Genomic DNA, 26,313 nt, shown 5'->3' with positions numbered 1-26,313 from the left:
TGGACCTCGTGATGAAGCTCGACAGTCCCTGGTTTGATCGGATCCGCGTCTCCCGCTCCCGCTCAGAGGAGCGCCCGGAGCCCAAAGTCGCGTTGTGTCAGCATCCCGGATGCCGGGCGCCCGGAACCTATCGGGCGCCCAAGGGGCGCGACCGCGAGAACGACTACTGGCGCTTTTGCCTGGAACATGTGCGCGCCTACAACTCTTCCTACAACTTCTTCGCCGGGATGTCCGACGAGGATCTGCGCGCCTATGAAAAGGACGCGCATGTCGGCCATCGCCCGACCTGGCAGATGGGCCGTAACGGCCCTGCCAGCGCGGACGCCCGCAAGCGGAAGGGGCGGCAGCGCGGCTGGGCGGGCGAGTTCGTGTTCGATGACGCCTTCAACGTCTTCGGCGAGGAGCGCGCCGGCCGGCCAGAGCCGGAGCGCGAGCTGAAAAAGGTCGAGCGGAAATCGCTCGAGGCGCTGAATCTCGGCGCGAGCGCGACCGGCGACGAGATCAAGGCGCGCTACAAGGAGCTGGTGAAGCGGCTGCACCCGGACGCGAATGGCGGCGACCGCAGCATGGAGGACAAATTGCGCGAGATCATCCAAGCCTATAACTATCTCCGATCCGCCGGCTTCTGCTGATCCGAACTTTTGAGCGCGCGTTCCGCGCGCCGCCGGGCCTGCCGCGCGGGCTCTTGCCCGGCCAGGAGGCCCCATGACCGCTCTCATCGACGCTCCGTCCGCCGACACGCTCCTGCCCGACATGAAGGTGTCAGCGCGCCAGGTCTTCGGCATCGACAGCGATCTCGAGATTCCAGCCTATGCGGAGGCGCACGGCGCGGTGCCGGACCTCGATCCGGACTATCTGTTCGACCACGACACCACTCTGGCGATCCTGGCCGGATTCGCCCGTAACCGGCGCGTCATGGTCACGGGCTATCACGGCACCGGAAAGTCGACCCATATCGAGCAGGTGGCGGCGCGGCTGAACTGGCCCTGCGTGCGGGTCAACCTCGACAGCCATGTCAGCCGCATCGACCTCATCGGCAAGGACGCGATCGTCCTCAAGGACGGCAAGCAGGTCACCGAGTTCCGCGACGGCATCCTGCCCTGGGCGCTGCAGCACAACGTCGCGCTGGTGTTTGACGAGTACGACGCCGGCCGGCCGGACGTGATGTTCGTGATCCAGCGCGTGCTCGAGCAGTCCGGGAAACTCACCCTGCTCGACCAGCGGCGCGTGCTGCGCCCGCATCCGGCGTTCCGTCTGTTCGCGACAGCCAATACGGTCGGTCTGGGCGACACCTCCGGCCTCTATCACGGCACGCAGCAGATCAATCAGGGCCAGATGGACCGCTGGTCGATCGTGACGACGCTGAACTATCTGGCGCACGACAAGGAGGTCGACATCGTGCTCGCCAAGGCGCCGCAATACCGCGGCGCGCCGAACGGCCGGGACACGGTGTCGAAGATGGTGCGGCTCGCCGATCTGACGCGCCAGGCCTTCATCAATGGCGATCTGTCGACCGTCATGAGCCCCCGCACGGTCATCACCTGGGCCGAGAACGCCGACATCTTCGGCGATCTGGGCTTCGCGTTCCGGCTCACCTTCCTCAACAAATGCGACGAGCTCGAGCGCTCGCTTGTCGCGGAATTCTACCAGCGCTGCTTCGGCAAGGAGCTGCCGGAAAGCGCCGTCAACGTCGTGATGAGCTGACCTCCCGGCCGTGATCTCCAACCGCAAGCCCGGCGAGAAGGTCGCGCCGCCCTCCGAGCCGCTGAAGCGGGCGGTGGCGGGCTGCCTGCGGGCGATCGCGGGCGACGCGGAGGTCGAGGTCTCCTTCGCGCCCGAGCGGCCGGCGCTGTCGGGCCAGAAGGCGCGGCTTCCGGAGCCGCCGCGGCGCATGAGCCCCGAAGACGTCGCGATCCTGCGCGGCCACGCCGACTCCATGGCGCTGCGGCTCGCCTGCCATGATCAGGCGACGCACGCCCGGCTGGCTCCGCAGGGCTCGGAAGCGCGCGCGGTGTTCGATGCGGTGGAGCAGGCGCGCGTCGAGGCGATCGGCGCGCGGCGGATGGCGGGCTCGGCGACCAATCTCGCCGCCATGCTGGAGGACCGCTATCACCGCGGCCCCTATGCGGACGTCACCGACCGCGCCGATGCGCCGCTCGAAGATGCGGTCGCGCTGATGGTGCGCGAGCGCCTGACGGGCAGGAAGCCTCCCGAATCCGCCCGTAAGCTGGTCGAGCTCTGGCGCCCCTGGATCGAGGAGAAGGCCGGGGCCAACCTGTCGCGGCTCGACAAGGTGCTCGAGGACCAGAACGCCTATGCGCGCACGATCCGCGACCTGCTGACCTCGCTCGACATGGGCGAGGAACTGGCGTCCGACCGCCAGCAGAACGAGGAAGAGGGCGAAGCCGACGGCGAGCAGCCGCCCCCGCAGCAGGGCGAATCCGCGGACGCGCCGCAGGATCAGAGCCAGGGCGCGGACGAGGCAGAGACCGAGGCATCGTCGGAAGCCGACGAAGACGCGGAGCAGATCGAGGCCGCCGACGCGCCGCCGACCGACGCGCCGGATGACGACGAGCTCGGCGAGGCCGAGGAGGCGACCGAACCGTGGCGCCCGAAGGACGACCGCCGCAACGAGCGCGACCGGCCGGATTACGTCGCCTTCACCACCAGATTCGACGAGGAGGCGCTCGCCGAGGAGCTCTGCGACGCCGAAGAGCTCGCCCGTCTGCGCTCCTATCTCGACAAGCAGCTTTCGGCGCTGCAGGGCGTCGTCGGCCGGCTCGCCAACCGGCTCCAGCGCAGGCTGCTCGCGCAGCAGAGCCGCGCCTGGGACTTCGACCTCGAAGAGGGCATGCTGGATCCGGCGCGGCTGTCGCGGGTCGTGATCGACCCGATGAGCGCTCTGTCCTTCATGCATGAGCGCGACACCGAGTTCCGCGACACCGTAGTGACGCTGCTGCTCGACAATTCCGGCTCGATGCGCGGCCGCCCGATTACGGTCGCGGCGACCTGCGCGGATATCCTGGCGCGCACGCTTGAGCGCTGCGGCGTGAAGGTCGAGATCCTCGGCTTCACCACCCGCGCCTGGAAAGGTGGCCAGTCGCGCGAGCAATGGCTCGCCGCCGGCAAGCCGATGGCGCCCGGGCGGCTGAACGACCTGCGGCACATCATCTACAAGGCCGCCGACGCGCCTTGGCGGCGCACCCGCAAGAACCTCGGGCTGATGATGCGCGAGGGGCTGCTGAAGGAAAACATCGACGGCGAGGCGCTGATCTGGGCGCATGAGCGCCTGCTGCGCCGCCCCGAGCAACGCCGCATCCTGATGGTGATCTCCGACGGCGCGCCGGTCGACGACTCGACGCTTTCGGTCAATCCCGGAAACTATCTCGAGCGGCACCTGCGCAAAGTCATCCACGAGATCGAGACGCGATCGACCGTCGAACTGATCGCGATCGGCATCGGCCACGACGTCACCCGCTACTACAGGCGGGCCGTCACGATCGTGGACGCCGAGGAGCTCGGCGGCGCGATGACCGAGAAGCTCGCCGAACTCTTCGAGGAGACCAGCGGGCATCGAGGCGGCCACGCGTGAGGCTCGTCGTGGCGCTCGCGGCGCTGCTCGCCTGCGCCGGAGCGGCCGCGGCCGAGCCCGCGGCGGAACCAGCCGCGCGCGAGGCGCCGAAGCCGATCGAGGTCGCAGTCTCGGCCATCGATCATTTCGACAGCCGAACGCCGATCGGCGGCGCCTATGACCAGTTGATCTTCCTCGGCGGGCTGCAGCTGAAGTCCGCCGAGCCGAGGTTCGGCGGCCTTTCCGGGCTGCGGCTTTCGCCGGACGGCCGCCGTCTGACCGCGATCAGCGACCGCGGTTCGTGGTTCACCGGCGCGTTGCGCTATGAGGGGTCGCAACCTGTAGGTCTCGACGATGTGGTCGTCGCCGACACGCCGGGCCGCGACGGCAGGCCGCTGCGGGGACGCAAAGGCTTCGACACGGAAGGGCTCGAGATCGAGGGCCGCGCCGCCTGGGTCTCGTCGGAACGCGCGAACTGGCTGACGCGCTATCGGCTCGACGACGCGGGGCGGCCGATCGGTCGTGGCGAGGCGGTCGCGCTGCCGAAGCCTGCGACCGGAGCGCCGCTCAACTCAGGCTACGAGGCGATCGCGGCGCTGCGCTCCGGGGCGCTCGTGATGATCGCCGAGAGGTTTCTGGACCCCAACGGCGACAATCGCGCCTTCGTGGTCGGCAAGTCCCCTGTCGCCTTCAGCGTCCGGCGCACGGACGATTTCTCGCCGACCGATCTCGCGCGGTTGCCGGACGGCGACTTCGTGCTGCTCGAGCGCCGTTACGTCCGGCCGCTGTCGCTCAGCGTCCGCGTCCGGCGCCTCGCCGCAGCCGACATGCGCGCCGGCGCGCTCGTCGATGGACCGGTCCTGATGCAGGCCACGCTGTCTCAGGCGATCGACAATTTCGAGAGCGTCTCGGCTCACACGGGGCCGGACGGCCGCACCGTCCTGACCCTCGTGTCCGATGACAATTTCTTCGCGTTCCAGCGCACCCTGCTGATGCAGTTCGCGCTGCCTGACTGAGCCTACTGGATGTGGGGCTCCGGCAGGTCGCGGACGTTCATCGCGCGGCCGCTGCCGAGGTCGATGTCGCCCGGCTTCATGCTGGCTTCGCACTCGCCGACCCGCTTCGCCTCGATCGTGGTCTCCTGGCTGTCGGGGCCCTGCGGAGAGACCTTGTCGATGGCGCCCGGAGAGTCGCGCTGGCCGCTCATATGCACCGTGGTCTTCATCGTGTAGGCGCTATTGAAGTCGCCCGTGACGACCGTGTGGGTCGACGACTGCATCTGCCCAAGGGCGCACTCGCTGTCGAGGATGATCGAGTCGCCCTCGGTGCGCTGCTCCTGCTTCGTGCACATGTTGGCCGCGAGCCCGCCGAAGCGGTCGTTCAGCATCTTGTCGGTCTCGGCGTCGAGGCACATCCGGATGATCTGCGGCGGCATCGCGGCGGTGTCGACTTGGATCTTCATCTCCCACTGGCCGGGCTTGCGCGGCGGCAGGTTGAAGCCGGCGGCCGCGACAGGCGCAGCGACGGCCATGAGCGGGAGGAGGATCATGAGACGGCGCATGGGCATTCTTCCCTCAATCTTGCTTTGCGGGAGTCCAGATCACGGCCTGAAGGCGCGGGCAAGGCGGCGCGTTGCGCCTTTTTAGCGCGCGAGCGCCGCGATCCCTTCGCGGTAGGTCGGAAAGGCGAGCCGCACGCCGAGCTGTTCGCGCAGCACGCGGTTCGCGACCCGCTTGTTCGACGAATAGAAGCTGCGCTGCATCGGTGAGAGCTCCGCAGTCTCGAACCCCACCTCCGGGGGCGGAGCGACTCCCAGGCGCGCGGCCGCATAGGCGATGACGTCCTGAGGCGCAGCCGGCTCGTCGTCGGTCACGTTGATCACAGGCCCGACCATCGGCCGCTCGATCCCTGCGGCGATCGCCGCCGCGATGTCGTCGACATGGATGCGGTTGAACACCTGTCCGGCCTTGATCAGCCGTTTCGCCGTCCCGGCGCGCAGATGCTCGACCGGGCCGCGGCCGGGCCCATAGATGCCCGCAAGGCGGAAGATCTGCACCGAAACGCCCGTCTCCGCGCCGAAGGCGAGCCAGCTTCCCTCTGCGACCACCCGCCGACGGCCACGCTCGCTGTCGGAGTCGGGAGGCGTGGCCTCGTCCACCCAGCCGCCATCGGCGTCCGGATAGACGCCGATCGTCGAAAGATAGCCGACCCAGCGCAGGTTCTGCGCAGCCCGCAGCGCCTCACCGGCGCCGCGCAAGGTAGGGTCGCCCGCTGCGTCCGGCGGCGCCGAGACCAGCACATGCGTCGCCTCGGCGACGGCCGCGCGCAGCGCGGCCGAGGCCGGCGCGCCGTCGAACAGATGCGCGCTTACGCCCTCGGCTCGCAACGCGGCGGCTGTCGCCTCGCTCCGCGTCGTGGCGTCGACAGCGTCGAAGCTCCCGCCGTGCAATTCAAGGAAGCGCCGCGCCGAATAGCCGCAGCCGAACACCACCAGCCGTTTCAAGCCGCCTCCCGCGCCAGCGCCACGTCCCATTCCTCCCGCACCGCGGCGTCGCGTTCGGCCGCTTGCGCTCGCGCCGCCAGGGACGCGAGCCTTCCGGGATCGAGCCGCGCCAAGGCCCACACCGCCGCGCCCCTCACCAGAGGGGACGGGTCCCCGAGCAATGGGACGAGGGTCGGCGCGAGATCCGGGGCGCCCGAATTGCCGATCGCGACCGCGACATTGCGGATGAAGCGGTCGCGGCCGATCCGCTTCACGGGCGACTTGGCGAACAGCCTGCGGAACCCGGCGTCATCGAGCGCGGCGAGCGCCGCGAGCGGCGGGGCGCGTAGCTCGTCCCGCGCTGACAGCCGGGCTTCGCGCCCGGCTTGCGCGAACTTGTTCCAGGGGCAGGCCGCAAGGCAGTCGTCGCAGCCATAGATGCGGTTGCCCATCGCGGCGCGGAATTCGCGCGGGATCGGACCGGCGTGCTCGATCGTCAGGTAGGAGATGCAGCGCCTGGCGTCGAGCCGGTAAGGCGCCGGGAAGGCGTCGGTGGGACAGGCGTCTAGGCAGGCGCGGCAGGAGCCGCAATGGTCCGCCTCCGGCCCGTCCACGGGCAGTTCGGCGGTGGTGAAGATCGCGCCAAGGAACAGCCAGGACCCGAACTCGCGGGACACCAGATTGGTGTGCTTGCCCTGCCAGCCGAGCCCGGCCGCCTCGGCGAGCGGCTTTTCCATCACCGGCGCGGTGTCGACGAACACCTTGATCTCGGCGCCGGCGGCCGCCAGCGCGCCGGCGATCTGCTTGAGCCGGCCCTTGATGACCTCGTGATAGTCGTCGCCCTGGGCGTAGACCGATATGGCCGCGCTCTCCCGGCGGCTGAGCGTCGCCCGAGGGTCGTGATCGGGGCCGTAATTCATCGCGAGCATGACCACCGAGCGCGCTTCCGGCCACAGCGCGGCCGGGTCGCCGCGCCATGCGGCGCGATCGGCGAGCCAGCCCATGGTGGCGTGGTGCCCGTCGGCGAGCGCGCGGGCGAGCCGCGGCGCGGCCTGCGGGATGGCGGCCGGCGTGGTGACCGCCACGGCGTCGAAGCCGAGCGCCTTCGCCCGGCGCTCGAGGGCGGCGCGGAGGGCGGCGGGCGTCATCGAAGCCGCCAAGCCGCGCTGAGCCGACCGCGGATGGTCCTGAGAACGCCGCGCGTCAGATGCGGCGGAAGATCGCGGCGCTCCGCTGCGCCCCAGATGGGACGGCGCGCCGGAACACGGGGGTCGATGCTCAGAAATCGAGGTCCGCATAATGCGGTGCAGCCGCCGTGCCGGGCACCGACTCGGCCAGAAGCGGGCGGAACGACGGGCGCGATTTCACCCGCGCATACCAGCCTCTCGCGGTCTCGTCCTCGTCCCACGGCACGTCGCCCAGATAGTCCACGACCGAGAAATGGGCCGCGGCGGCGAGATCGGCATAGGTCAGCCGATCGCCCGCCAGCCATTTCCGCTGCCGGATCAGGTAGCCGACATATTTGAGATGATAGCGGATGTTCGCCCGGCCGGCGCGGATCGCGGCCATTTCGGGCGCGCCTCCGCCGAGATTGGTCGGCATGAACCGCTTGTAGATCTTCTCGGTCACGAGGTGGCTCGAGACTTCCTCGAAGAACTTGCGGTTGAACCAGTCCGTCAGCCGCCGGGTCTCGACCCTCTCCCGCGGCGATTCCGGCAGCAGCCGGCGGTCGCCGAGCGCAAGCCCGCGAGTCTCGTCGAGATATTCGGCGATGACGTCCGCGCCGGGCACCGAGGGCATGCTGGCTTCGACCAGGACCGGCGTCGCGCCGGCCGGATTGAGAGCCAGAAACGGCTCGCGCCGCTCCCAGACGCGCTCTTCGACAAGATCGGCGTCGAGCCCGTATTCGCTCATGGCGAGACGCACGAAACGCGAATGCGGGCAAAGCGGATGATGGTAGAGGATGGCCATTAATGCCGGAGGTCGCGCTGTAAGGAGGTGTGGCCGACGCGCAGCGGCCCGCGCCGGAACGCCGAGCGTTCGATGGCGCGGCGCAGACGCCCCGTATAGAACCGCCCTCGCCGCGCGACAACAACGAATCGGCCGCGGGTTACGGGGAGATCGGCATGAACGTCGTGAACCTGCTGGAAGCCGCCCTGCTCGGGGTGGTCGAAGGCCTCACAGAGTTCCTTCCGGTCTCGTCCACGGGACATCTGCTGCTGCTCGGGCACTTCCTTGGCTTCGAGGCCAAGGGCAAGACCTTCGAGGTGCTGATCCAGCTCGGCGCGATCCTGGCCATCCTCGTGGTCTATTCGGGCCGGCTCACGAATGTCGCGGTGCGCCTGCCCTACGATCCGGCGGCGCGGCGCTTCGCGCTCGGCGTGCTGATCGCCTTCCTGCCGGCCGCCGTCATCGGCGCGACGCTGCACGGCTTCATCAAGAACGTGCTGTTCGAGACGCCGCTCGTCGTCTGCATCGCGCTCATTCTGGGCGGCCTCGTGCTGCTGTGGGTCGACCTGCGCCATCAGCCGCAAACCGTCGCTTTGCGCACCACCTCCGGGCCCGCGACAGGCTGGTCCGAAGGCGCCCAGCCGGACGTCCGCTACGACGACGCGATGCGCTTCCCGCTGCCGGTCTGCTTCGTGATCGGCCTTTGCCAGTGCCTCGCGCTCGTGCCGGGCGTCTCCCGCTCGGGCTCCACCATCGTGGGCGCGCTGCTGCTCGGCGCCAGCAAGCGGGCGGCCGCCGAGTTCTCCTTCTTCCTCGCGATCCCGACCATGTCGGGCGCGTTCGCCTATGACCTCTACAAGAGCCGGCACGAGCTGAACTTCGACGATCTGGCGCTGATCGCCGTCGGTTTCGTGTTCGCCTTCGTGACCGCGCTGATCGTGGTGCGCTACGTTCTCGATTTCATCTCGCGGCACGGCTTCAGCGCCTTCGCCTGGTGGCGGATGATCATCGGCGCGGCCGGCCTGGCGGGCCTGATCGCCTACGGATGATGCCGCGGCGGGCGGCCGCGCTATGTCGCTCGTCGGAGGCGCGCCCGTGACCGGAATCATCCTGACCGACGTCACCAGGATCTATCGCGGCGGGACCACCGCCGTCGCGAACCTGTCGCTCGACATCCCCGCCGGCGCCTTCTGCGTCCTGCTCGGTCCGTCGGGCAGCGGCAAGTCCACCCTGCTGCGGCTGATCGCCGGCGCCGCGCCGCTGACGGCGGGCGTCATCGAGATCGGCGACGCCGTCCGGCAGTCCTGGCGGATCGGGCGCGACGACGTCGCGGACCTGATCGACCCTCAGAGGCTGCGGCCGCGCCGCACGCTCTACGACAACATGGCGCATGGCCTCGCGGATCACGGGCTCGGCCGCAAGCAGGTCCAGGAGCGCGTGCTGCGGGCAGCGGATGCGCTGGCGCTCGGGCCTGTTCTGGCGCGCCGGCCGAGACTCGTCTCCGCCGGCGAGCGCAGCCGCGCGGCCCTCGCCCGCGCCTTCGCGCACCAGCCCCGCGCGCTGCTGTTCGACGAGCCCCTGGCGCATCTGGAGCCCCGCGAGCGCCTCGCGCTGCGGCGGCAGATCCGGCAGCTGCACAAGACTTCGGGCGCCACCACGGTCTACGCCACGCACGACGCGGCCGATGCGCTGGCGCTCGCCGATCTGCTGGTGGTGATGGAGAACGGCGCCATCGTCGAGGCTGGCCCGCCCGCCGAGCTTTACGACCGGCCTCGGCGCCGCCGCACGGCCGAGCTGCTCGGCGCGCCGCCGATGAACATTCTGCCGGTGCGGGCGAACCAGACCGGCCTGTCGCTCGAGGACGGCACGCATCTCGGCGGCGCGAGCGTGATGACGACGGCCGTCTATGCCTTTTTGGGAGTCCGTCCCGAGAAGCTGTTCGCGCCGGACGATGTCGCCCAGCCCCTGGGGGCGAAGCTGCCCCTCACGGTCGAGGAGATGGAGTTCGCGGGAGCCGACGTCTACGTCCACGGTCGCGTGGGCGGGATCCCCGTGACGGCGCGCCTGCAGGGCCGCCCGGAAATCGGCCCCGACGGCAAGCTCGTGCTGGGCGCCTCGCGCGAGCATCTCCATATGTTCGACGCCGAAACCGGCAAGCGGCTCTAGCGCTCGCGCCGACCGGCCCTGCCCCGCTCTTGCTTGAAAGCAGGTCCGTCCGAGACCATCTCTAGGCTTGGCCGGATCCCCGGCCATCGGAGCGCTTTGTTTACGAGGCTCCGTCAAAGTCGCTTCTGGCGAGGACTTTGAACGATGTCGCGTCTGACGAGTCTGCAGAGCCCGTTCCTGCTCGGTTTTGACGGGCTGGAGCGCGCGCTCGACCGCGTGGCCAAGAGCGCCGACGGCTACCCGCCCTACAACATCGAACGGCTTGCGCCGAACGAGGGCGAGCCCGAACGGCTGCGGATCACGCTTGCGGTCGCGGGCTTCGCCCCCGACCAGATCGAGGTCACGGTCGAGAAGAACGAGCTCGTCATACGCGGCCGTCCGCCGGCGGAACGAGAGGATCGGCAGTTCCTGCATCGCGGGATCGCGGCGCGCCAGTTCACGCGCGCCTTTGTTCTCGCGGAAGGGATGGAGGTTCTCGGCGCGGATCTTGCGACGGGACTTCTGGTGGTCGACCTCGCGCGGCCGGAACCGAAGCGTTCCGTTCAGCGTATCGCGATAAGGGCGCGCGATGAAAACCGCCGCATCGCGGAGAAGGAGTGAGTCATGGTGCGTGGAAATCCAGGCAACGAAGGCCGCAATCCGCTGACCCCCGCGGAATTCGCCGCGATCGGCGACGGTCACATCGCTTACGTGAAGCCCATCCTGTCGCAGGATCTCAACGCGCTGTTTCCGGAGGCCCCGGAACTCGAGCCGGGGCTTGAGCTGTTCGCCCTTCTCGGCGCGGACGGCGTGCCCATCGTGGTCGCCGACACGCGAGAGGCGCTGATCGAGAGCGCGCGCGAGCACGAGCTGGTCACGGTCAGCCTGCACTGAGCGAAGGCGCCCTTGGGGCGCCTTCGTCCGCGCCTCACGCAGCGTTCGAGGCGGCCACCTGGGTGAGGACGGCGTGCAGCGCGCTCGCGTCACGCGACGCGCGAAGCTTCTGCGCTGTGAGCGGATCCCTCAGCACGCGCGCGACCCGCGCCAGCGCCTTGAGGTGATCCGCGCCGGCCGTCTCCGGCGCCAGCAGCAGGAAGACAAGATCCACCGGCTCGCCGTCGAGGGCGTCGAAGTCGATCGGCCGGTCGAGCCGCGCGAAGAGGCCGAACAGCCGGTCGAATCTGGGCAGCTTGCCGTGCGGGATCGCAATACCGGCGCCGACGCCGGTCGAGCCCAGCCTCTCACGCTGCAGCAGCGTGTCGAACACTTCCCGCTCCGGCAGGCCGCTGAGCTCGGCCGCACGGGCGGCGAGCTCCTGCAGCGCCTGCTTCTTCGAGTTCACCTTGAGCGCCGGCAAAACGGCGTTCGGCGCTATGAGATCAGTCAGGGGCATCAGACGTCTCAACCTTGGATCGCAGCTTTGAGCGGCGAAAGCCTCCAGGCTTCCGCTCCGCTCAGTCGCCGCTGAGTGTCTCAATGGCCGTCGGCGCCGCCGGAGGGCGGATCAATCCAACCGACGTTTCCGTCTGACCGTCGATAAACGATGTTCACGCGACCATGGCCGGCGTGCCGGAACACGACCACTGGCGCGCCGGTGAGGTCGAGCTCCATCACTGCGAAGCCGACCGTCATGCGGCGCAGCGGCTTGGTCGATTCCGCCACGATTACCGGACTCCACCCTTCCGCCTCCTCGACCCCGTCGTTCGGCGACTCGAAGACCACGTAAGACAGCGGATCTCCATTGTCGGCGTCGGCATGGTGATCGCGCAGGCGGTTCTTGTAGCGCTTGAGCCGAGTCTCGATCCGGTCCGCGGCCTGATCGAAGCTCGCATAGGCGTCCGGCGCCTCGCCGGCCGACTGCAACACGATTCCGCTGTCGAGATGAAGGGAGCATTCGGTCCGGAAGCCGGCGCCGTCCTTCGCGACGGTCACATGGCCGGAGAAGCCCCCACCGAAATATTTCGTCATCGCGTCGGAGATCCGGTCCTGAACCTGTCCGCGAAGCGCCTCGCCAAGGTCGAGGTTCTTCCCGGAGATGCGCAAGCCCATGTAGTCCGCTCCACTCAGGACGTTCGGCCACAGGCCGGATCGGCGGCCCCGGCGAGGGTTCATCAAGGAGTAAGAGCGGCGCGACACGAAGTCAATCGAGCGTCTCCGGGCTTGTGGGAGCACGCTAAACATCTGTGATTGAAGTCAAATCGGGGCTAGACGGACTCCGCCGCGCCCTTCTTCTCACGCCGCCGTTGGACCGACGAGGGGATGCGCAGGCTCTCGCGATATTTCGCGACCGTGCGGCGGGCGATTTCGACGCCGCTGTCGTGCAGCCGTTTCACGATGGTGTCGTCAGAGAGGACGTCGTCCGGACTCTCGGCGTCGATCATCACCCTGATCCGGTGCCGCACAGCTTCCGCCGAGTGGGCGTCGCCGCCGTCCGCGTTCGCGATCGCGGCGGTGAAGAAGTATTTGAGCTCGAATACGCCGCGCGGCGTGGCGATGTACTTGTTGGCCGTCACCCGCGAGACGGTCGATTCATGCATGCCGATCGCGTCGGCGATCATCCTGAGATTGAGCGGCCGCAGATGCGCCACGCCGTGCGTCAGGAAGCCGTCCTGCTGGCGCACGATCTCGGTCGCGACCTTCAGGATCGTGCGCGCGCGCTGCTCGAGGCTGCGGGTCAGCCAGTTGGCGGTCTGCAGACATTCGGTCAGGAAGGTCTTCTCGACCTCGTTCTTCGCGACCTTCACCACCTTGGCGTAATAGGACTGGTTCACGAGCACGCGCGGCAGCGAATCCGCGACCAGCTCGACTATCCAGGAGCCGTCGGGCGCGGCGCGGACGATGACGTCGGGCACCACCGGCTGGACGATCTCGGCGCCGAACATGTGGCCGGGCTTCGGGTCGAGCCGGCGGAGCTCGCCGAGCATGTCCGAAAGGTCTTCGTCGTCGACGCCGCACAGCCGCCGGAGCGCGGCGTAGTCCCGGCGCGCGGCGAGCTCGAGATTGTCGACCAGCGCCTGCATGGCGGGGTCGAAGCGATCGCGCTCCCGTAGCTGAAGCGCGAGGCATTCCTGCAGGGAGCGGGCCCCCACCCCGGTCGGCTCGAAGGTCTGGATGACGGCGAGCACCCGCTCGACCGCCGGGAGCGGCGCAGCCAGCCGCTCCGCCACCGTCTCCAGCGGCTCCCGGAGATAGCCTGCGGGATCGATCAGATCGATCAGATGGGCGCCGATCAGCCGCTCTGTCGAATCCGTCACCGCCAGCGCCAGTTGGCGCTCCAGATGGTCGGCGAGCGTGGTGCGCTCGGCCACATAGGCTTCGAGGTCGGCGCCTTCGCCGCTATAGGCCGCGCCGGCGCCGAGGCCGGACCAGTCGCCCGGCTCGGGCGAAGCCGGCGCGGTCGGGCGGTCGGGGGACTGCGGGGCGTCGTCCGGGAACACGTTTCCGAAATCGGTGTCCAGCCGCGCCTCCATGGAGGAGCGGGACTCCGGCTCGCCCGGCTCGGCCCACGACTCATGCGCCTCGCGATCGACGGCGCCTGCGTCCGCCGGCGCCTCGGCGACGGCCTGCTGGCCCTCGTGAAGCTCCAGAAGGGGGTTCTGCTCGAGCTCGCGGTCCACATAGGCGGCGAGGTCGAGGCTCGAGAGCTGCAGCAGCTTGATCGCCTGCATCAGCTGCGGCGTCATCACCAGCGACTGGGATTGGCGCAGCTGCAGCTTCGGGGTCAAAGCCATCAGGCGGGTGCTCTCCGGCGCGAGCCGCCCTCACCCGAGGTGACGAGACCGACCCGAACCAAACCAGTGACGCGCGGGCTGGACAGCCCAGTGGGCCAATTCTTGCATGAGGATTGGCCGCGCCCCTGTTAAAGCCGAAATTCCTCCCCGAGGTAAAGCCGCCGCACGTCCGGGTTCTCGACGATCTGCTCCGGCGACCCCTCCATCAGCACGCCGCCGGAATGGATGATGTAGGCGCGGTCGATCAGCCCGAGCGTCTCGCGGACGTTGTGATCGGTGATCAGCACGCCGATGCCGCGATTGGTGAGATGACGCACCAGCGCCTGAATGTCGCCGACCGCGATCGGATCGATGCCGGCGAACGGCTCGTCGAGCAGCATGAAGCTCGGCCGGCTCGCCAGCGCTCGGGCGATCTCGACGCGGCGCCGCTCGCCGCCCGACAGCGCGATCGCGGGAGATTTGCGCAGCCGCGTCAGGCCGAACTCGTCAAGCAGCGCCTCAAGGTCGTGCTTGCGCCGCGCGCGATCCGGCTCGACGACCTCCAGCACCGCGCGGATGTTGTCCTCGACCGAAAGGCCGCGGAAGATCGACGCCTCCTGTGGCAGATAGCCGATGCCGAGCCGGGCGCGGCGGAACATCGGCAGCCGCGTGACGTCGACGCCGTTGAGCTCGATGCGGCCGCTGTCGACCGGCACGAGGCCGGTGATCATGTAGAACACCGTGGTCTTGCCGGCGCCGTTCGGGCCGAGCAGGCCGACCGCCTCGCCGCGGCGGACCCAGAGGCTTACGTCCTTCACGACGGAGCGCGCGCCATAGCTCTTGGCGAGCCCGGTGGCCGACAGCGCGCCGTCGCCCCCGGTCGTGACGTATTCGAATTCCGTCATGCGATGCGACGCCCCGCCGCCGGCGCCCTCGGGAGCCGCAAGCGGAAGGCAGCCCACGGCGCCGCGCGAGATCACCGACAAGACCGGCTCCATCCAGACTTCTTGAGGATCGCGCGGTTCAGCGCTTGGCGGGCCCGGAGGCGGCCGCGCCCTCCTGGTTCCGCTGGCGCGGCTTGAACACGCCCTGCACGCGTCCGCCGCCGCCGCTTTCGATGCGCGAGGTCTGCGTCGTCATGTTGACGTGCAGCCGGTCGCCGCGGACCACGTTGTCGTTCTGCGTCACGACCACGCCGCCCGTGAGATCGGCGGTGTTCGCCTGCGTGTCGAACACGCCCCGCGCGCCGGTCGCCCGCTGATCCTTCTGCGTCACCACGACGTCGCCCTCGGCTTCCATGCGGCGGATGTCGCGGCCGGTCTCGGGCGTCGCGCCGCCTGCGGGCGCTTTGGTCTCGCCCTGGGTGGGCTTCGCCCCGCCCGCGTTTTTGTCGGGCGACTTGTTCTTCTCGAAATAGAAGATCGTCAGCTTGCGGGCCGTCAGCGTCGACTCGCCCTGCTTCATCACCACATTGCCGGTGAAGATCGCCGACTGCTCCTGGTCCCGAACCTCGAGATTGTCGGCCTCGATGTTGACCGGCTCGTCGGACTTCAGCGAGAAGCCGGAGAAGGCGCTTGTGACGCCCTGCTGCTGCTGCTGTGCGGCGGCCGGCGAGGCGACGGCGAGAACGGCGAGAACGGCAAGCGGAAATCTCATCGTCGTCTCCTCGTCCGCGGCGCGGACAGGCTTCCTCTGCGCCGGCCTGCGCGCGGCGCCGTCTTTCGTGTCCGGCTTGCAGACGGCCGTCAACTGGTCTCGTGACGATCTTGCGACGCCGCGGACGCTTCGCGAAGTATGGACGAGGCGCGTCGGCGGCAAGCCTCGGCGAGACGCCAACTCAGGCGTGGGAGAAGATGTCGCTGTCGGCCCAGCCGGCGAGATCGAGCGCGGCCCGCACCGGCACGAAAGCGAAGCAGGCGTCCGCGAAGGCCGAGCGGCCCTCGCGCGCCAGCAGCACGTCGAGCCGTTCGCGCAGAGCGTGGAGGTAGAGCACGTCGCTCGCCGCATAGGCGAGCTGGGCGTCCGAAAGCTCGGCCGCGCCCCAATCGGAGGACTGCTGCTGCTTGGAGATCTCGACGCCGAGAAGCTCGCGGACCAGGTCCTTGAGCCCGTGCCGGTCGGTGTAGGTGCGCACCAGCTTCGAGGCGATCTTGGTGCAGTAGACCGGCTCCGTCATCACGCCGAACGCCTTGTAGAGCGCGGCGACGTCGAAGCGGGCGAAATGGAACAGCTTCTGGACGGAACGGTCGCGCAGCAGGCGCTCGAGATTGGGGGCGCTGTTCTGGCCCGGAGCGATCTGCACGAGATCGGCGGAGCCGTCGCCGGTCGAGAGCTGCACGAGGCAGAGCCGGTCGCGGTTTGGGTTGAGGCCGAGCGTCTCGGTGTCGATCGCGACCGCGTCCCCGGCCGCATAGCCGTCGGGAAGATCGCCGCGGTGGAACCGGATCGTCATGCTGCCGCCTCTGGAAGGATCGGACGCGCGCCGACGGCGGCCCTGAAGGGAGAGGCCGCGCCGGCGCCGCGGATCGTTGCGGCGCCGGTCGGCGTCATGGTGCCCAGGAGAGGACTCGAACCTCCACGGTGTTACCCACACGGACCTGAACCGTGCGCGTCTACCAGTTCCGCCACCTGGGCTCGCGGCGGGTCTTAGGGGGCCGGAGGCCGCTGTGTCAATGGCGTCGACCGCCGAGCGCTCGCTTTACGGCTCCGGGGTTCTGTCCTAGGTCTGGCCTGGCCGCGGCGCGAGGCCGCAAGGAGACCAGGAAATGACGATGGCTGAAGTCCGCCGCCCGGTGGGGGACAAGCTCGTCACCGTGTTCGGCGGCTCCGGATTCATCGGGCGGCACGTGGTGCGCGCGCTCGCCCGCGATGGCTGGCGCGTGCGGGTGGCGGTGCGCCGGCCGGATCTCGCCGGCCATCTGCAGCCGCTCGGCGGCGTCGGCCAGATCGTGGCCGTGCAGGCGAATGTCCGCTTCCCCGAATCGGTCGCGCGGGCGGTGCAGGGCGCCGACGCCGTGGTCAATTTGGTCGGCATTCTGGCCGAGAGCGGAAAGCAGAGTTTCGAGGCCGTGCAGGCGCGCGGCCCGGCCGTCGTGGCCGAAGCCGCCCGGGCGGCCGGAGCTGGCCGTTTCGTGCAGATGTCGGCGATCGGCGCGGACCGAGCGAGCCGCGGCCTCTACGGACGCAGCAAGGCGGCGGGCGAGGAGGCGGTTCTCGCCGTCTATCCGGACGCCGTGATCCTGCGCCCCTCGGTCGTGTTCGGCCCCGAGGACCAGTTCTTCAATCGCTTCGCCGCCATGGCGCGGTGCTTGCCGGCGCTGCCGCTGATCGGCGGCGGCCGCACTCTGTTCCAGCCGGTGTTCGTGGGCGACGTCGCCGAGGTCGTGGCGCTCGCCGTCTCGGGCGGCGTCAGGGGCGGGCCGCAGGCCTACGAGCTTGGCGGCCCCGAGGTTCTGAGCTTCAAGGCGATCCTGCGTTACGTGCTCAAGACGACCGGCCGGCGCCGGCTGCTTGCGCCTCTGCCCTTCGGGCTCGCGCGTCTCGAGGGACGGATCCTCCAGCTGCTGCCGAACCCGCCCCTGACGGCCGATCAGGTGACGATGCTGGAGACCGACAACGTGGTCTCGCAGGAGGCCCGCGCCGCCGGCCGGACGCTTGAGGGGCTCGGCCTCGCGCCCACCCCGATCGAGGCCATCGTGCCCACCTATCTGTGGCGGTTCCGCAAGGCGGGGCAGTTCGAGCGCACCCGACAGGAAGCCTGAGCGGCGGCGGCCGGGACCGCTTGCGGCGGTTTGCCTCGCCGCCGCGATGGCGCTATCGCACGCGCCTCGCCGCCCCAGAGGCGGGCTTTAGGAAGGCGCCGACGTGAAAGCCATCATTCTGAGCGCAGGCCAGGGCCGCAGACTGCTTCCGCTCACGGCGGAGACGCCGAAGTGCCTGATCCCGTTCTCGGGCCGCCCGCTGGTCGAGTGGCAGGTCCGCGCGCTTGCGGAGGCGGGCGTCACCGACATCGTCGTGGTCACCGGCTTCGAGGCCGGCAAGGTCGAGGCGGCGCTCGAGGCCATCCGCCTGCCCGGAGTGACGGTGCGGGCGACGCACAACCCGTTCTTCGAGCTCGCCGACAATCTCGCGAGCTGCTGGATCGCCCGGCACGAGATGAAGGGGCCGTTCCTCATCCTGAACGGCGACACGCTGATCGAGCCCGAGATCGCCCGCCGCGTGCTGGCCGACCCGGCCGTGGCGCCGATCACGGTCACGATCGACCGCAAAGCCGAATACGACACCGACGACATGAAGGTGCGGACGCAGGGCGACCGGCTGCTCGCGATCGGCAAGACCCTGCCGAACGACCTCGTCACCGGCGAATCGATCGGTTTCCTCCGGTTCACCGACGACGGCTGCCGGGCCTTCGTGGCCGAGATCGAGCGCCTGATGCGTTCGGAAGAGGGCCTGAAGCGCTGGTATCTCTCGGCGATCGACGGCATCGCCCGCTACCACAGCATCGTCGGCGTGCGTTCGATCGAGGGCCTCGAATGGAGCGAGCTGGACTTCCCGGCCGACCTCGACCGCGGCGTCGCGATGACCGAAGGCTGGGTGAAGCGCGGCCTCTGAGCCGCGTTACTGGCTCGCCCAGACGATCCTGGCGATCCAGGCAATTTCGCTCGGTGCCAGCGACACGTCGGGGTGCTCGCGGTTGAGCGAGCGCAGCTCGACCTGCTTGGCGGTGCGTCGGGCGAGCTCCTTGGCCATCACCTCGCCGTCCGTCGTCTTGACGATCACCCGGTCGCCGCGCCTGACGGCCGCGCCCGGCGCGACCAGCACCACGTCGCCCTCGCGGAACGCCGGCGCCATCGAGTCGCCGGAGATCTCCAGGGCATAGACGTGTTCGCGATCGACGTCCGGGAACGCGATCTCGTCCCAGCCCTGACCGGTCGGAAACCCGGCGTCGTCGAAGAAGCCGCCCTGCCCGGCCTGCGCCAGGCCGATCAGCGGGACGTTCTGGCGCAGTCGCGGCGAGCCCTCCACCAGCAGGCTCATAAAGCCGTCGAGACTGGTGGTCGTGGCGTCGAGCGCCTTGGCGATCGATTCGGTCGAGGGCCAGCGCGGCCGGCCGTCCGGCGCGATACGCTTCGAACGGTTGAAGGTCGTCGGATCGAGCCCGGACTTCCGGGCGAGGCCCGACGCAGACAACCCGTTCTTCGCCGCCAAGGCGTCGATCGCAGCCCAGATCTGGCCGTGGCCCAGCATGTTCCTGATGGTCTCCTTGCCGCCGCGAGGCGAGACCCACACGATAGGAATTAGTACCTTTTCGGCGCCGTGTCCACCTTCGCGATGCGGCGGACTTGTCCGGCGATCCGAGCGGTCCTAAAGCTCCCGCGTCGCCGCACAAACGTTTCCGCGGCGGAACGTGTTCCGCCCCCCGCCGCCGCGAAGGGCGAATCCGGGGTCCGCGATGCTCCCAGCAATCTACAAGATCGCGCCGTCGAGCCTGTGGGGCGAAGCCGAGCGCGCCGGCCGTTTCACGGGCGCGCCTGTCGACCACGCCGATGGCTACATCCATTTCTCGACGGCCGAACAGGCGCGCGAGACCGCGGCGAAGCACTTCGCCGGGCAGCCTGACCTGCTGCTCGTCGCGGTCGACCCGGAAGCGCTCGGCCCCGCGCTGAAGTGGGAGCCCTCCCGGGGCGGCGCTCTGTTCCCGCACCTCTATGGCGAGCTGCCGCTCTCCGCGGTGATCTGGACAAAGCCGCTGCCTCTCGGTGCAGACGGGCTGCACGTCTTCCCGGAGGCGTTGCGATGATCGCGTCGTTCTGGCCGCTGCTGCGCCCGGCGCTGCACGCGCTCGAACCCGAGACCGCGCATCTTGCGACGCTCGCCGCGCTGGAGCGGTTGCCGCGCGGCGCGGCGCGCCCGGACGACCCGCGGCTAGCGGTCCGCGCCTTCGGGCTGGATTTTCCGAACCCGGTCGGCCTCGCGGCCGGCTTCGACAAGGACGCGCGCGCCCCCGACGCGCTGCTCGCGCTCGGCTTCGGCTTCGTGGAGATCGGCTCCGTGACGCCCCGGCCGCAGCCCGGCAACCCGCGGCCGCGGCTGTTCCGGCTGACGCAGGACCGCGCCATCGTGAACCGCATGGGGTTCAACAATGAGGGCGCGGAGGCCGCCCGCAGGCGGCTCGCGGCGCGCGCCGGGCGGACGGGTCTCGTCGGCGTCAACATCGGCGCCAACAAGGATTCGACCGATCGCGCAGCCGACTACGTCGCAGGCGTGAAGACCTTCGCGCCCTACGCCGCCTTCTTCACGGTCAACATCTCGTCGCCCAACACGCCGGGCCTGCGCGATCTGCAGGGGCGCGTGGCGCTCGACGATGTCGTCGCCCGCGTCATCGCGGCCCGGGACGAGGCTGCGGCGGCCTCCGGACGCCGCCCCGTTCTGCTGAAGATCGCGCCCGACCTCGACCTTGCGGGCCTCGATGACGTCGTGGCGGTGGCGCGCGCCCGCCGGCTCGACGGGCTGATCGTGTCGAACACCACGCTCGCGCGGCCCCCCTCGCTGCGCGACGCTGCGGCGAAGGAGGCTGGCGGTCTCTCGGGCGCGCCGCTGTTTCGGCGCTCCACCTGGATGCTCGCAGAGGCCTTCGGGCGCATGGAGGGCGCGATGCCGCTGATCGGCGTCGGCGGGATCGCGTCGGGCGCCGACGCGCTCGCCAAGCTGCGCGCCGGCGCGACGCTGGTCGAGCTCTACAGCGCGCTGGTGTTCGAGGGACCGGGGCTGATCCGGGCGATCAAGGCCGAGCTGCTGGCGACGCTGTCGCGCGACGGCGGCCGCCTCACCTCCCTGATCGGTCGTGACGCCGCAGCGGTCGCCGCGGCGGGGCCGGGCGACTGAACGCCTAGCGCCCCGATCCGATGCGGAAGATCCGCAACACGATCCAGATCGGCACGACCACCACCGCGCCGATCAGGAAATAGCGCCCGATCATCCGCAGCAGATCGGCGCTGTTTGCGATCGCGTCGCGGACGACATGGGCCGCCCAGCGAAACAGCTCGAAAGCGTCGAGGTCGAGCTGGTCGAGCAGGAGCCCGACGATCACGCACAGCAGCGCGAGGCGGACAAGCACGCCGATCGGCGAGCCGCCGAACACGCGGGCGAGGCCGGCGGATCCATAGCGCATGCGTCCTGCCTCCCCGTCGCGGCGGAAGATCATGTGACCGGCTCCTCAAGCGCCGCGAAGCGCGCGAGCTCGCCGTCGAGCGCGCGGCGGATCAGGGCGCGGGTCTCCTCCACGCCGTAGAGCGCGGCGAAGGATCCGAAGCGCGGCCCCTTCTCCTGCCCGATCAGGATCCGGTAGAGCGCCGAGAACCATTCCTGCGAGACTCCCGGTCGCTGGGGCGTCGCGCCCTTGGCGGCGAAATCCTGATAGCGCGGCACGGCCCGGCCGACGTCGTAGATCGCCTCCTGGACCTGTTCCGGCGTGGGCTCCGCGTCGAGCTGCCCAAGCGCGTCGCGCAGCCGCTCGAGCGCCTCCCGCTCGACCTCGTCGGGCGCCGAAAAGCGCTTGGTCGGCTTCACGTGGTCCTCGTAGTAGCGCAACGCGTAGCCGACGAGCTCGTCGAGCTTCGGATGGGTCTCGGGGCTGACGCCCGGCGCGTAGCGGCCGATGAAACCCCACAGCACCGATCGGTTCTCGGCGTTCGACGCCGAAACCAGGTTGAGCAGCAGCGCGAATGTCACCGGCATGTCGATCGCCGGCGGGCGCCCGCCATGGATGTGCCAGACCGGGTTGCCGAGCTGCTGCTTCGGCTCCTGACGCCTGAAGCCGCCGAGGAACTGGAAATACTCGTCGACCGCGCGCGGAATGACGTCGAAGTGCAGCTTCTTCGCCTCACGCGGCTTCTGGAACATGTAAAGCGACAGGCTCTCGGGGCTCGCATATGTGAGCCACTCGTCGATCGTCAGGCCGTTGCCCTTGGACTTCGAGATCTTCTGTCCCTTCTCGTCGAGGAACAGCTCGTAGTTGAAGCCTTCCGGCGGCGTCCCGTCGAGCGCGCGGCAGATCTGGCCGGCGAGCTTAACCGAGTCGATCAGATCCTTCCCGGACATCTCGTAATCGACCTTGAGCGCGGTCCAGCGCATCGCCCAGTCGGGCTTCCACTGCAGCTTTACGTGGCCGCCCGTCACCGGGCTCTCGAACCGCTCGCCGGTCTCGGGATCGCGCCACACGATCGTGCCGGCGGCGACGTTCCGCTCCTCGATCGGCACCTGCATGACCACGCGCGTCTTCGGATGGATCGGCAGGAACGGCGAATAGGTCGCAGAGCGCTCCTCGCGGAGCGAGGGCAGCATGATCTCCATGACCCGGTCGAAGCGCTCGAGCATCAGCAGCAGCGTCTCGTCGAAGCGGCCCGCGCGGTAGTATTCGGTCGAGGAGGCGAACTCGTAGTCGAAGCCGAACTGATCCAGGAACGCGCGCAGTCGCGCGTTGTTGGCGGCGCCGAAGGAACCCTCGGGGCTTCCGAACGGGTCCGGCACCTCGGTCAGCGGCTTGCCGAGATTGGCGCGCAGCAGCTCCTGGTTCGGGACGTTGTCCGGCACCTTGCGCAGGCCGTCCATGTCGTCCGAGAAGCACAGCAGCCGGGTCGGCACCTTATCCTCGGTGAGCGCCCGGAAGGCGTTCCGGACCATGGTGGTGCGGGCGACCTCGCCGAAGGTGCCGATATGCGGCAGGCCCGACGGGCCGTAACCGGTCTCGAACAGCACCGGCCCGTCCTTCGGCCGCTTCTTCAGCCGCTCGACGAGCTTCTTCGCCTCCTCGAACGGCCAGGCGTTCGAGGAGCGGGCGAGTTCGGCGAGAGCTGCGGGATCGGCGATCGTCATCTGCATGCGGGTCCGGTCGAAAGGGCGCGCACGTTAAGAACGGCTTCCGCGAGGCGTCAATGAGGCGCGCTCACCAGATCCCGATGGGGAAGTGCTTGAGATAGATCTCCGCATAGGCGCCAGATTCGTCCAGGCGCTGCAGCGCGTAGTCGATCGCCTGCCTGAGTTTTTCATCGCCGGGCTTGAGCAGGACGCCGACGCCCTCGCCAAAATAACGCGCATCCACATAAGGCCCGCCGACGAAGCGGCAGCAGCCGGCCGACGACGTGCCGTTCAGCCAGAAGGCGAGCGAAACCGCGTCGCCGAACGCAAGGTCCGCCTCGCCGTCCTTGACCGCCGCGCGCGCGGCGTCGGTCTTGTCGAACGGCTTGAGCTTCGCCTTCGGGAAGAACGCCTTGAGGAAAGCTTCGTGGGCCGAACCCTCCACGACCGCGACGACGCGGCCGGCGAGCGCCTCCGGCGTGACCTCCGCGGGCGCCTTGTCGCTGCGCGCCACGAAGCGGGCCGGCGTCTGATGCACCCGGCCCGACATCGCGAAGCGCGAGCGGAGCTCGGGCGTCGGCCGGACCATCGCCAGGATGACGTCCGCCTGGCGCTTGTCGATCGTGTCGAGCAGCGTGTCCCACCGCCATGCCTGCAGGGTGCAGGCGATCTTGAGCTCGCTGCAGACCGCGCGCGCGAGGTCGACGGCGAAGCCGGCCGGCTGCCCGTCGGCGTCGATGTAGTGGAACGGCGGATAATCGTCTCCCGTCGCCCACCTCACGACGCGGCCTGCGGGCAGGTCCGGACCCTCGATCCGCGCGTTCGGATCGGAAAAGCGCGGGATGGCGACGGCAGGCGCCTGCGCGGAGGTGGGAGGCGCGGCGCGCGCGGGCGACGCCAACGACCCCGCTGCCGCCGCGACGGCCAGCGCGCCAGCCAGGACATACGCGAAAACACCTAGAGGTTGCATCCGACTCGACTCCTCGCCCGACGCGATTCTACACTTTTGGCCTTGGCTTGGCGTGCATGCGGCGCCGTTGCGCGCGCTCGGGGGCGAGGCTCGCGTGAGCTTGTATATCGGTCCGGCTCAGGAGAGCGGGGAGCGCGCAGAGGGCGCGCGCTTCGGTTGGCCGCCTGCGCGGCATGCCGGACGCGGCCCGGAGACGCGTCGGCACCCGGATTCGCGCCCGCTGCCGCCCGAACTCGCGGCGCTCGCGGCGACCGGTTTTCCGCCTGGCCCTCTGATGAACGCCCTTGCGGAGGCCGAGCGGGCAGGCGTCGCGCCGTTCGACGCGCTCGCCGCGTCCTGCGGCGTCTCGGAAGATTCCCTGGTGGCGACGCTCGCCGCGAGCATCGGCGTCGACGTCGTCCAGCCGGAGGACTTCGCCGGCGGGCCGATCGACGCCGACACATGGGCGCTCGCGCTCCGCAGCGGGGCGCTTCGGTCGGCGACCGCGGACGGCCGGACCCGCCTGATCGTTGCCGCGCGCGGAGAGCGGGTGGGGCGGCTGGCGCTTCTGGCGCGTGGCCGCGGACGCGAGATCAACGTCGCGCTGGCTGGCGCCCAGGCCTTCGCGGACCTGCTGACCGCGCGCGCCGGTCCGGCGCTCGCCGAGCGGGCCTGCGAGGGGCCGGCGGCGTTGTTCCCGGAGCTGAGCGTGGCGCGGCTGCCCGTCGTTCCGCGACCGCTGCGCTACGCGGCATGCGCGGCGGCGTTCGCCGTCGCGCTGGCCGCATTCTGGTTCGACTCCGTGGGGCTTGCGGCGATCGGAACGGCCGGCCTGCTGTTCGGGACGCTCAACGGCTTCCGGCTGTGGCTCGCATGCACGCCCGCAAGCGACGGCCAGCCTCTGCGGCGCGGCGAGGACCGCGATCTTCCGACCTATACGGTGCTGGTGGCGCTCGCCAGGGAGGCGGCGGTCGTGCCGGGACTGCTCGACGCGCTTGAACGGCTCGACTATCCGCCGGCGAAGCTCGACATCAAGCTGCTGATCGAGCAGGGCGACGCAGAGACGCTAGGCGCGCTCGCGGCGCGGCCGCCGCGGCCCGGGATCGAGGTGCTCGTCCTGCCGCCGGGCGGCCCGAAGACCAAGCCGCGGGCGCTCAACGCCGGCCTGCTCGGCGCCCGCGGCCAGTTCCTGACCGTGTTCGACGCCGAGGACAGGCCGGACCGCGACCAGCTCCGCGTCGCGGTGGATGCATTCCGGCGCGGCCCGGCGAATCTCGCCTGCGTGCAGGCGCGGCTCGCGATCGACAATCTCGCGGATGGCTGGCTCGCGCGGCAGTTCGCCATCGAATACGCCGCGCTGTTCGACGTCGTGCTGCCGGCGCTCGCGACGCTCGGCCTGCCGATCGCGCTCGGCGGAACCTCAAACCACTTCCGGACGGCGGCGCTGCGCTCGGTGGGCGGCTGGGACCCGGGCAATGTCACCGAGGACGCTGACCTCGGCCTCCGGCTCGCCAGGCTCGGCTGGACGACGCGCACGATCGACTCCACCACCTGGGAGGAGGCTCCGGTCCGGCTGTGGCCGTGGCTCAAGCAGCGGACCCGCTGGATCAAGGGCTTCATCGTCACGGCGGCGGTGCATGGCCGCGACCTGCCCGGGCTCGCGCGGCGGCTCGATCCGCTGAGCTTCGCGGCGGCGCAGATGCTGATCGGCGGCGTGGCGGCGACCGCGCTCGCCTACCCCTGGGTGCTGGCGCTGATCCTGTGGCGCGGGCTGGACGGGTCTCTGCTCGCGCCCGCCGAGAGCCTGGCGGGCGCGGCCTTCACCGGCCTGCACGTGACCAATCTGATCGTCGGCTATTCGGCTGGCCTGGCGTGCGGCTGGATGGGGATCGATCGCCGGGGGCCCTCGGCGCTCGTCCGCGACCTGATCACCATGCCGTTCTATTGGCTGCTGGTCGGCGCCGCGGCGTGGCGGGCGCTCTACCAGATCGCCACCGCCCGAACGAGCCACTGGGAGAAGACGACCCATGGCGTCTCCCGGCGTCGAGCGACGCCGCCTCAGATGTAGCGACGGATCTCGGCCGCGACCTCTTCCGGGGAGCGCTTCAGATTGAGCGGCGCCACGAAGTTCCCGTTGCGGTCCATCAGATAGACCACCGCGGTGTGGTCCATCGTGTAGTCGCCGCCCTCGAGCGGCTGCTTTCGCGCATAGACCTTGTAGGCCTTCACCATCCCGTCGACCTGCTCCTGCGTGCCCGTCAGGCCGCGGATGCGGGGCGAGAAGCTTTTGAGATAGCCTTTCATCGCCTCGGGGGTGTCGCGCGCCGGGTCGACCGTGACGAAGAACGCCTCGGTCTTCTCGGCGTCCGCGCCCAGCGCGTTGAGCGCCTGGGTCATCTCGTAGAGCGAGGTGGGGCACACGTCGGGGCAGTGGGTGAAGCCGAAGAACACGAGGTGCGGCTTGCCCTTCATGTCCGCCTCTGTGACCGCCTGCCCGTCCTGGTCCACGAGGATGAACGGTCCGCCGACCGAGGACGCCTGCGTCGCCGTCTGACTCTCGCCCTGGAGATGCAGCAGCGCGGCCGCGAGACCGGCGGCCCCGAGCGCGAACACGATCGCGCCGGCGAAAAAAGCGGTTCGAGGGGACATG

Annotated in this window: 28 protein-coding genes and 1 tRNA gene; 13 read left to right on the top strand and 16 right to left on the bottom strand. The window is 69.7% G+C overall.

Annotated elements, in window-relative coordinates; translation table 11 throughout:
• The first annotated feature begins 11 nt into the window (after positions 1–11).
• From VM780_RS14295 to VM780_RS14280, 4 genes are all read left to right on the top strand, one after another.
• A complete protein-coding gene (locus VM780_RS14295) occupies positions 12–632 on the top strand; it encodes a J domain-containing protein (protein WP_325448805.1) in 621 nt (206 codons plus the stop codon).
• 73 nt (positions 633–705) lie between these two features.
• Positions 706–1,704, top strand: coding sequence for a cobaltochelatase subunit CobS (cobS, locus tag VM780_RS14290; RefSeq protein ID WP_325448449.1), 999 nt, complete (start codon positions 706–708; stop codon positions 1,702–1,704).
• A 10-nt stretch (positions 1,705–1,714) separates the two neighbouring features.
• A complete protein-coding gene (gene cobT, locus VM780_RS14285; RefSeq protein WP_325448447.1) occupies positions 1,715–3,592 on the top strand; it encodes a cobaltochelatase subunit CobT in 1,878 nt (625 codons plus the stop codon).
• Entirely contained in the window at positions 3,589–4,587 is a 999-nt protein-coding gene (locus tag VM780_RS14280) for an esterase-like activity of phytase family protein (protein WP_325448445.1), read from the top strand. Before cobT ends, VM780_RS14280 begins: the two co-directional genes overlap by 4 nt.
• A 2-nt stretch (positions 4,588–4,589) precedes the next feature.
• Here the strand turns inward: VM780_RS14280 and VM780_RS14275 are convergent, their stop codons facing one another.
• The 4 genes from VM780_RS14275 to VM780_RS14260 all read right to left on the bottom strand — a co-directional run bounded on the left by VM780_RS14275 (position 4,590) and on the right by VM780_RS14260 (position 8,024).
• Positions 4,590–5,132, bottom strand: a complete 543-nt coding sequence (locus VM780_RS14275; RefSeq protein WP_325448443.1) for a DUF3617 domain-containing protein — start codon at positions 5,130–5,132, stop codon at positions 4,590–4,592.
• A gap of 81 nt (positions 5,133–5,213) precedes the next feature.
• Positions 5,214–6,074 (bottom strand): SDR family oxidoreductase, encoded by an 861-nt coding sequence (locus tag VM780_RS14270; RefSeq protein ID WP_325448441.1) that lies wholly within the window; start codon positions 6,072–6,074, stop codon positions 5,214–5,216.
• Complete coding sequence (gene queG, locus VM780_RS14265; RefSeq protein WP_325448439.1) at positions 6,071–7,201, bottom strand: tRNA epoxyqueuosine(34) reductase QueG; 1,131 nt, start codon at positions 7,199–7,201, stop codon at positions 6,071–6,073. Before queG ends, VM780_RS14270 begins: the two co-directional genes overlap by 4 nt.
• 130 nt (positions 7,202–7,331) lie before the next feature.
• Positions 7,332–8,024 (bottom strand): glutathione S-transferase family protein, encoded by a 693-nt coding sequence (locus tag VM780_RS14260; protein ID WP_325448437.1) that lies wholly within the window; start codon positions 8,022–8,024, stop codon positions 7,332–7,334.
• 155 nt (positions 8,025–8,179) lie between these two features.
• Here VM780_RS14260 and VM780_RS14255 point away from each other — a divergent pair, with 155 nt between their 5' ends.
• From VM780_RS14255 to VM780_RS14240, 4 genes are all read left to right on the top strand, one after another.
• Positions 8,180–9,052, top strand: a complete 873-nt coding sequence (locus tag VM780_RS14255; protein WP_325448435.1) for an undecaprenyl-diphosphate phosphatase — start codon at positions 8,180–8,182, stop codon at positions 9,050–9,052.
• A 46-nt stretch (positions 9,053–9,098) separates the two neighbouring features.
• The gene (locus tag VM780_RS14250; protein ID WP_325448433.1) at positions 9,099–10,169 is read left to right on the top strand and encodes an ABC transporter ATP-binding protein; all 1,071 of its coding nucleotides are present in this window, start codon (positions 9,099–9,101) and stop codon (positions 10,167–10,169) included.
• Between the two features lie 144 nt (positions 10,170–10,313).
• Positions 10,314–10,769, top strand: a complete 456-nt coding sequence (locus VM780_RS14245; protein WP_325448431.1) for an Hsp20 family protein — start codon at positions 10,314–10,316, stop codon at positions 10,767–10,769.
• Positions 10,770–10,772: 3 nt separating this feature from the next.
• On the top strand, positions 10,773–11,042 hold the full coding sequence (locus VM780_RS14240) for a DUF1150 domain-containing protein (protein ID WP_325448429.1): 270 nt from the start codon (positions 10,773–10,775) through the stop codon (positions 11,040–11,042).
• A gap of 34 nt (positions 11,043–11,076) precedes the next feature.
• On the opposite strand, the gene ptsN is transcribed toward VM780_RS14240, so the two are convergent.
• The 7 genes from ptsN to VM780_RS14205 all read right to left on the bottom strand — a co-directional run bounded on the left by ptsN (position 11,077) and on the right by VM780_RS14205 (position 16,492).
• Positions 11,077–11,541 carry a PTS IIA-like nitrogen regulatory protein PtsN gene (gene ptsN / locus VM780_RS14235; protein ID WP_325448427.1) on the bottom strand — a complete coding sequence of 155 codons (465 nt, stop codon included), beginning with the start codon at positions 11,539–11,541 and terminating at the stop codon, positions 11,077–11,079.
• A gap of 80 nt (positions 11,542–11,621) precedes the next feature.
• Positions 11,622–12,197 (bottom strand): ribosome hibernation-promoting factor, HPF/YfiA family, encoded by a 576-nt coding sequence (gene hpf / locus VM780_RS14230; protein ID WP_325448425.1) that lies wholly within the window; start codon positions 12,195–12,197, stop codon positions 11,622–11,624.
• Positions 12,198–12,352: 155 nt separating this feature from the next.
• A complete protein-coding gene (gene rpoN / locus VM780_RS14225; protein WP_325448423.1) occupies positions 12,353–13,879 on the bottom strand; it encodes an RNA polymerase factor sigma-54 in 1,527 nt (508 codons plus the stop codon).
• A 128-nt stretch (positions 13,880–14,007) separates the two neighbouring features.
• Positions 14,008–14,856: an LPS export ABC transporter ATP-binding protein gene (lptB, locus tag VM780_RS14220; protein ID WP_325448421.1), complete on the bottom strand. Its 849-nt coding sequence runs from the start codon at positions 14,854–14,856 to the stop codon at positions 14,008–14,010.
• A gap of 25 nt (positions 14,857–14,881) precedes the next feature.
• On the bottom strand, positions 14,882–15,514 hold the full coding sequence (locus VM780_RS14215) for an LptA/OstA family protein (protein ID WP_325448419.1): 633 nt from the start codon (positions 15,512–15,514) through the stop codon (positions 14,882–14,884).
• 181 nt (positions 15,515–15,695) lie between these two features.
• The gene (locus VM780_RS14210; protein WP_325448417.1) at positions 15,696–16,310 is read right to left on the bottom strand and encodes a ribonuclease D; all 615 of its coding nucleotides are present in this window, start codon (positions 16,308–16,310) and stop codon (positions 15,696–15,698) included.
• Positions 16,311–16,407: 97 nt separating this feature from the next.
• A tRNA-Leu gene (locus VM780_RS14205) sits at positions 16,408–16,492 on the bottom strand.
• Positions 16,493–16,629: 137 nt separating this feature from the next.
• On the opposite strand from VM780_RS14205, the gene VM780_RS14200 reads away from it, so the two are divergent.
• Entirely contained in the window at positions 16,630–17,619 is a 990-nt protein-coding gene (locus VM780_RS14200; protein WP_325448415.1) for a complex I NDUFA9 subunit family protein, read from the top strand.
• A 103-nt stretch (positions 17,620–17,722) separates the two neighbouring features.
• Positions 17,723–18,469 carry a phosphocholine cytidylyltransferase family protein gene (locus tag VM780_RS14195; RefSeq protein ID WP_325448413.1) on the top strand — a complete coding sequence of 249 codons (747 nt, stop codon included), beginning with the start codon at positions 17,723–17,725 and terminating at the stop codon, positions 18,467–18,469.
• 6 nt (positions 18,470–18,475) lie between these two features.
• Here VM780_RS14195 and VM780_RS14190 read toward each other — a convergent pair whose 3' ends face one another.
• Positions 18,476–19,105, bottom strand: a complete 630-nt coding sequence (locus VM780_RS14190) for a helix-turn-helix transcriptional regulator (RefSeq protein ID WP_325448411.1) — start codon at positions 19,103–19,105, stop codon at positions 18,476–18,478.
• 205 nt (positions 19,106–19,310) lie between these two features.
• On the opposite strand from VM780_RS14190, the gene VM780_RS14185 reads away from it, so the two are divergent.
• Together VM780_RS14185 and VM780_RS14180 are read left to right on the top strand one after the other, a co-directional pair.
• Positions 19,311–19,658: a DUF952 domain-containing protein gene (locus VM780_RS14185; RefSeq protein WP_325448409.1), complete on the top strand. Its 348-nt coding sequence runs from the start codon at positions 19,311–19,313 to the stop codon at positions 19,656–19,658.
• On the top strand, positions 19,655–20,743 hold the full coding sequence (locus VM780_RS14180; protein WP_325448407.1) for a quinone-dependent dihydroorotate dehydrogenase: 1,089 nt from the start codon (positions 19,655–19,657) through the stop codon (positions 20,741–20,743). Before VM780_RS14185 ends, VM780_RS14180 begins: the two co-directional genes overlap by 4 nt.
• A 4-nt stretch (positions 20,744–20,747) precedes the next feature.
• Here the strand turns inward: VM780_RS14180 and VM780_RS14175 are convergent, their stop codons facing one another.
• The 3 genes from VM780_RS14175 to VM780_RS14165 all read right to left on the bottom strand — a co-directional run bounded on the left by VM780_RS14175 (position 20,748) and on the right by VM780_RS14165 (position 23,615).
• The gene (locus VM780_RS14175; protein ID WP_325448405.1) at positions 20,748–21,062 is read right to left on the bottom strand and encodes a DUF6460 domain-containing protein; all 315 of its coding nucleotides are present in this window, start codon (positions 21,060–21,062) and stop codon (positions 20,748–20,750) included.
• Positions 21,059–22,732, bottom strand: coding sequence for a lysine--tRNA ligase (locus VM780_RS14170; RefSeq protein WP_325448803.1), 1,674 nt, complete (start codon positions 22,730–22,732; stop codon positions 21,059–21,061). Before VM780_RS14170 ends, VM780_RS14175 begins: the two co-directional genes overlap by 4 nt.
• A gap of 70 nt (positions 22,733–22,802) precedes the next feature.
• Complete coding sequence (locus VM780_RS14165; protein WP_325448403.1) at positions 22,803–23,615, bottom strand: transporter substrate-binding domain-containing protein; 813 nt, start codon at positions 23,613–23,615, stop codon at positions 22,803–22,805.
• Between the two features lie 163 nt (positions 23,616–23,778).
• Here VM780_RS14165 and VM780_RS14160 point away from each other — a divergent pair, with 163 nt between their 5' ends.
• Complete coding sequence (locus VM780_RS14160) at positions 23,779–25,731, top strand: glycosyltransferase family 2 protein (protein ID WP_325448401.1); 1,953 nt, start codon at positions 23,779–23,781, stop codon at positions 25,729–25,731.
• Here the strand turns inward: VM780_RS14160 and VM780_RS14155 are convergent.
• Entirely contained in the window at positions 25,722–26,312 is a 591-nt protein-coding gene (locus tag VM780_RS14155; protein WP_325448399.1) for an SCO family protein, read from the bottom strand. The two genes, VM780_RS14160 and VM780_RS14155, sit on opposite strands and share 10 nt — an antisense overlap.
• Position 26,313: the final 1 nt, after the last annotated feature.

It is taken from the genome of Hansschlegelia sp., assembly GCF_035538955.1.
In the GTDB taxonomy this organism is placed as follows: Bacteria; Pseudomonadota; Alphaproteobacteria; order Rhizobiales; family Methylopilaceae; genus Methylopila.
Note: the sequence above shows the minus strand (reverse complement) of the source record. Positions and strands in the feature narration are given on the sequence as shown.

Bases quoted from the DNA above. Each gene is read 5' to 3' on its own strand.
- VM780_RS14295 (WP_325448805.1), top strand. From the start codon at position 12: ATGAAGCTCGACAGTCCCTGGTTTGATCGGATCCGCGTCTCCCGCTCC.
- cobS (WP_325448449.1), top strand. From the start codon at position 706: ATGACCGCTCTCATCGACGCTCCGTCCGCCGACACGCTCCTGCCCGAC.
- VM780_RS14275 (WP_325448443.1), bottom strand. From the start codon at position 5,132: ATGCGCCGTCTCATGATCCTCCTCCCGCTCATGGCCGTCGCTGCGCCT.
- queG (WP_325448439.1), bottom strand. From the start codon at position 7,201: ATGACGCCCGCCGCCCTCCGCGCCGCCCTCGAGCGCCGGGCGAAGGCG.
- VM780_RS14260 (WP_325448437.1), bottom strand. From the start codon at position 8,024: ATGGCCATCCTCTACCATCATCCGCTTTGCCCGCATTCGCGTTTCGTG.
- VM780_RS14255 (WP_325448435.1), top strand. From the start codon at position 8,180: ATGAACGTCGTGAACCTGCTGGAAGCCGCCCTGCTCGGGGTGGTCGAA.
- VM780_RS14245 (WP_325448431.1), top strand. From the start codon at position 10,314: ATGTCGCGTCTGACGAGTCTGCAGAGCCCGTTCCTGCTCGGTTTTGAC.
- VM780_RS14240 (WP_325448429.1), top strand. From the start codon at position 10,773: ATGGTGCGTGGAAATCCAGGCAACGAAGGCCGCAATCCGCTGACCCCC.
- ptsN (WP_325448427.1), bottom strand. From the start codon at position 11,541: ATGCCCCTGACTGATCTCATAGCGCCGAACGCCGTTTTGCCGGCGCTC.
- hpf (WP_325448425.1), bottom strand. From the start codon at position 12,197: ATGGGCTTGCGCATCTCCGGGAAGAACCTCGACCTTGGCGAGGCGCTT.
- rpoN (WP_325448423.1), bottom strand. From the start codon at position 13,879: ATGGCTTTGACCCCGAAGCTGCAGCTGCGCCAATCCCAGTCGCTGGTG.
- lptB (WP_325448421.1), bottom strand. From the start codon at position 14,856: ATGGAGCCGGTCTTGTCGGTGATCTCGCGCGGCGCCGTGGGCTGCCTT.
- VM780_RS14215 (WP_325448419.1), bottom strand. From the start codon at position 15,514: ATGAGATTTCCGCTTGCCGTTCTCGCCGTTCTCGCCGTCGCCTCGCCG.
- VM780_RS14210 (WP_325448417.1), bottom strand. From the start codon at position 16,310: ATGACGATCCGGTTCCACCGCGGCGATCTTCCCGACGGCTATGCGGCC.
- VM780_RS14200 (WP_325448415.1), top strand. From the start codon at position 16,630: ATGGCTGAAGTCCGCCGCCCGGTGGGGGACAAGCTCGTCACCGTGTTC.
- VM780_RS14190 (WP_325448411.1), bottom strand. From the start codon at position 19,105: ATGCTGGGCCACGGCCAGATCTGGGCTGCGATCGACGCCTTGGCGGCG.
- VM780_RS14185 (WP_325448409.1), top strand. From the start codon at position 19,311: ATGCTCCCAGCAATCTACAAGATCGCGCCGTCGAGCCTGTGGGGCGAA.
- VM780_RS14180 (WP_325448407.1), top strand. From the start codon at position 19,655: ATGATCGCGTCGTTCTGGCCGCTGCTGCGCCCGGCGCTGCACGCGCTC.
- VM780_RS14175 (WP_325448405.1), bottom strand. From the start codon at position 21,062: ATGATCTTCCGCCGCGACGGGGAGGCAGGACGCATGCGCTATGGATCC.
- VM780_RS14170 (WP_325448803.1), bottom strand. From the start codon at position 22,732: ATGACGATCGCCGATCCCGCAGCTCTCGCCGAACTCGCCCGCTCCTCG.
- VM780_RS14155 (WP_325448399.1), bottom strand. From the start codon at position 26,312: ATGTCCCCTCGAACCGCTTTTTTCGCCGGCGCGATCGTGTTCGCGCTC.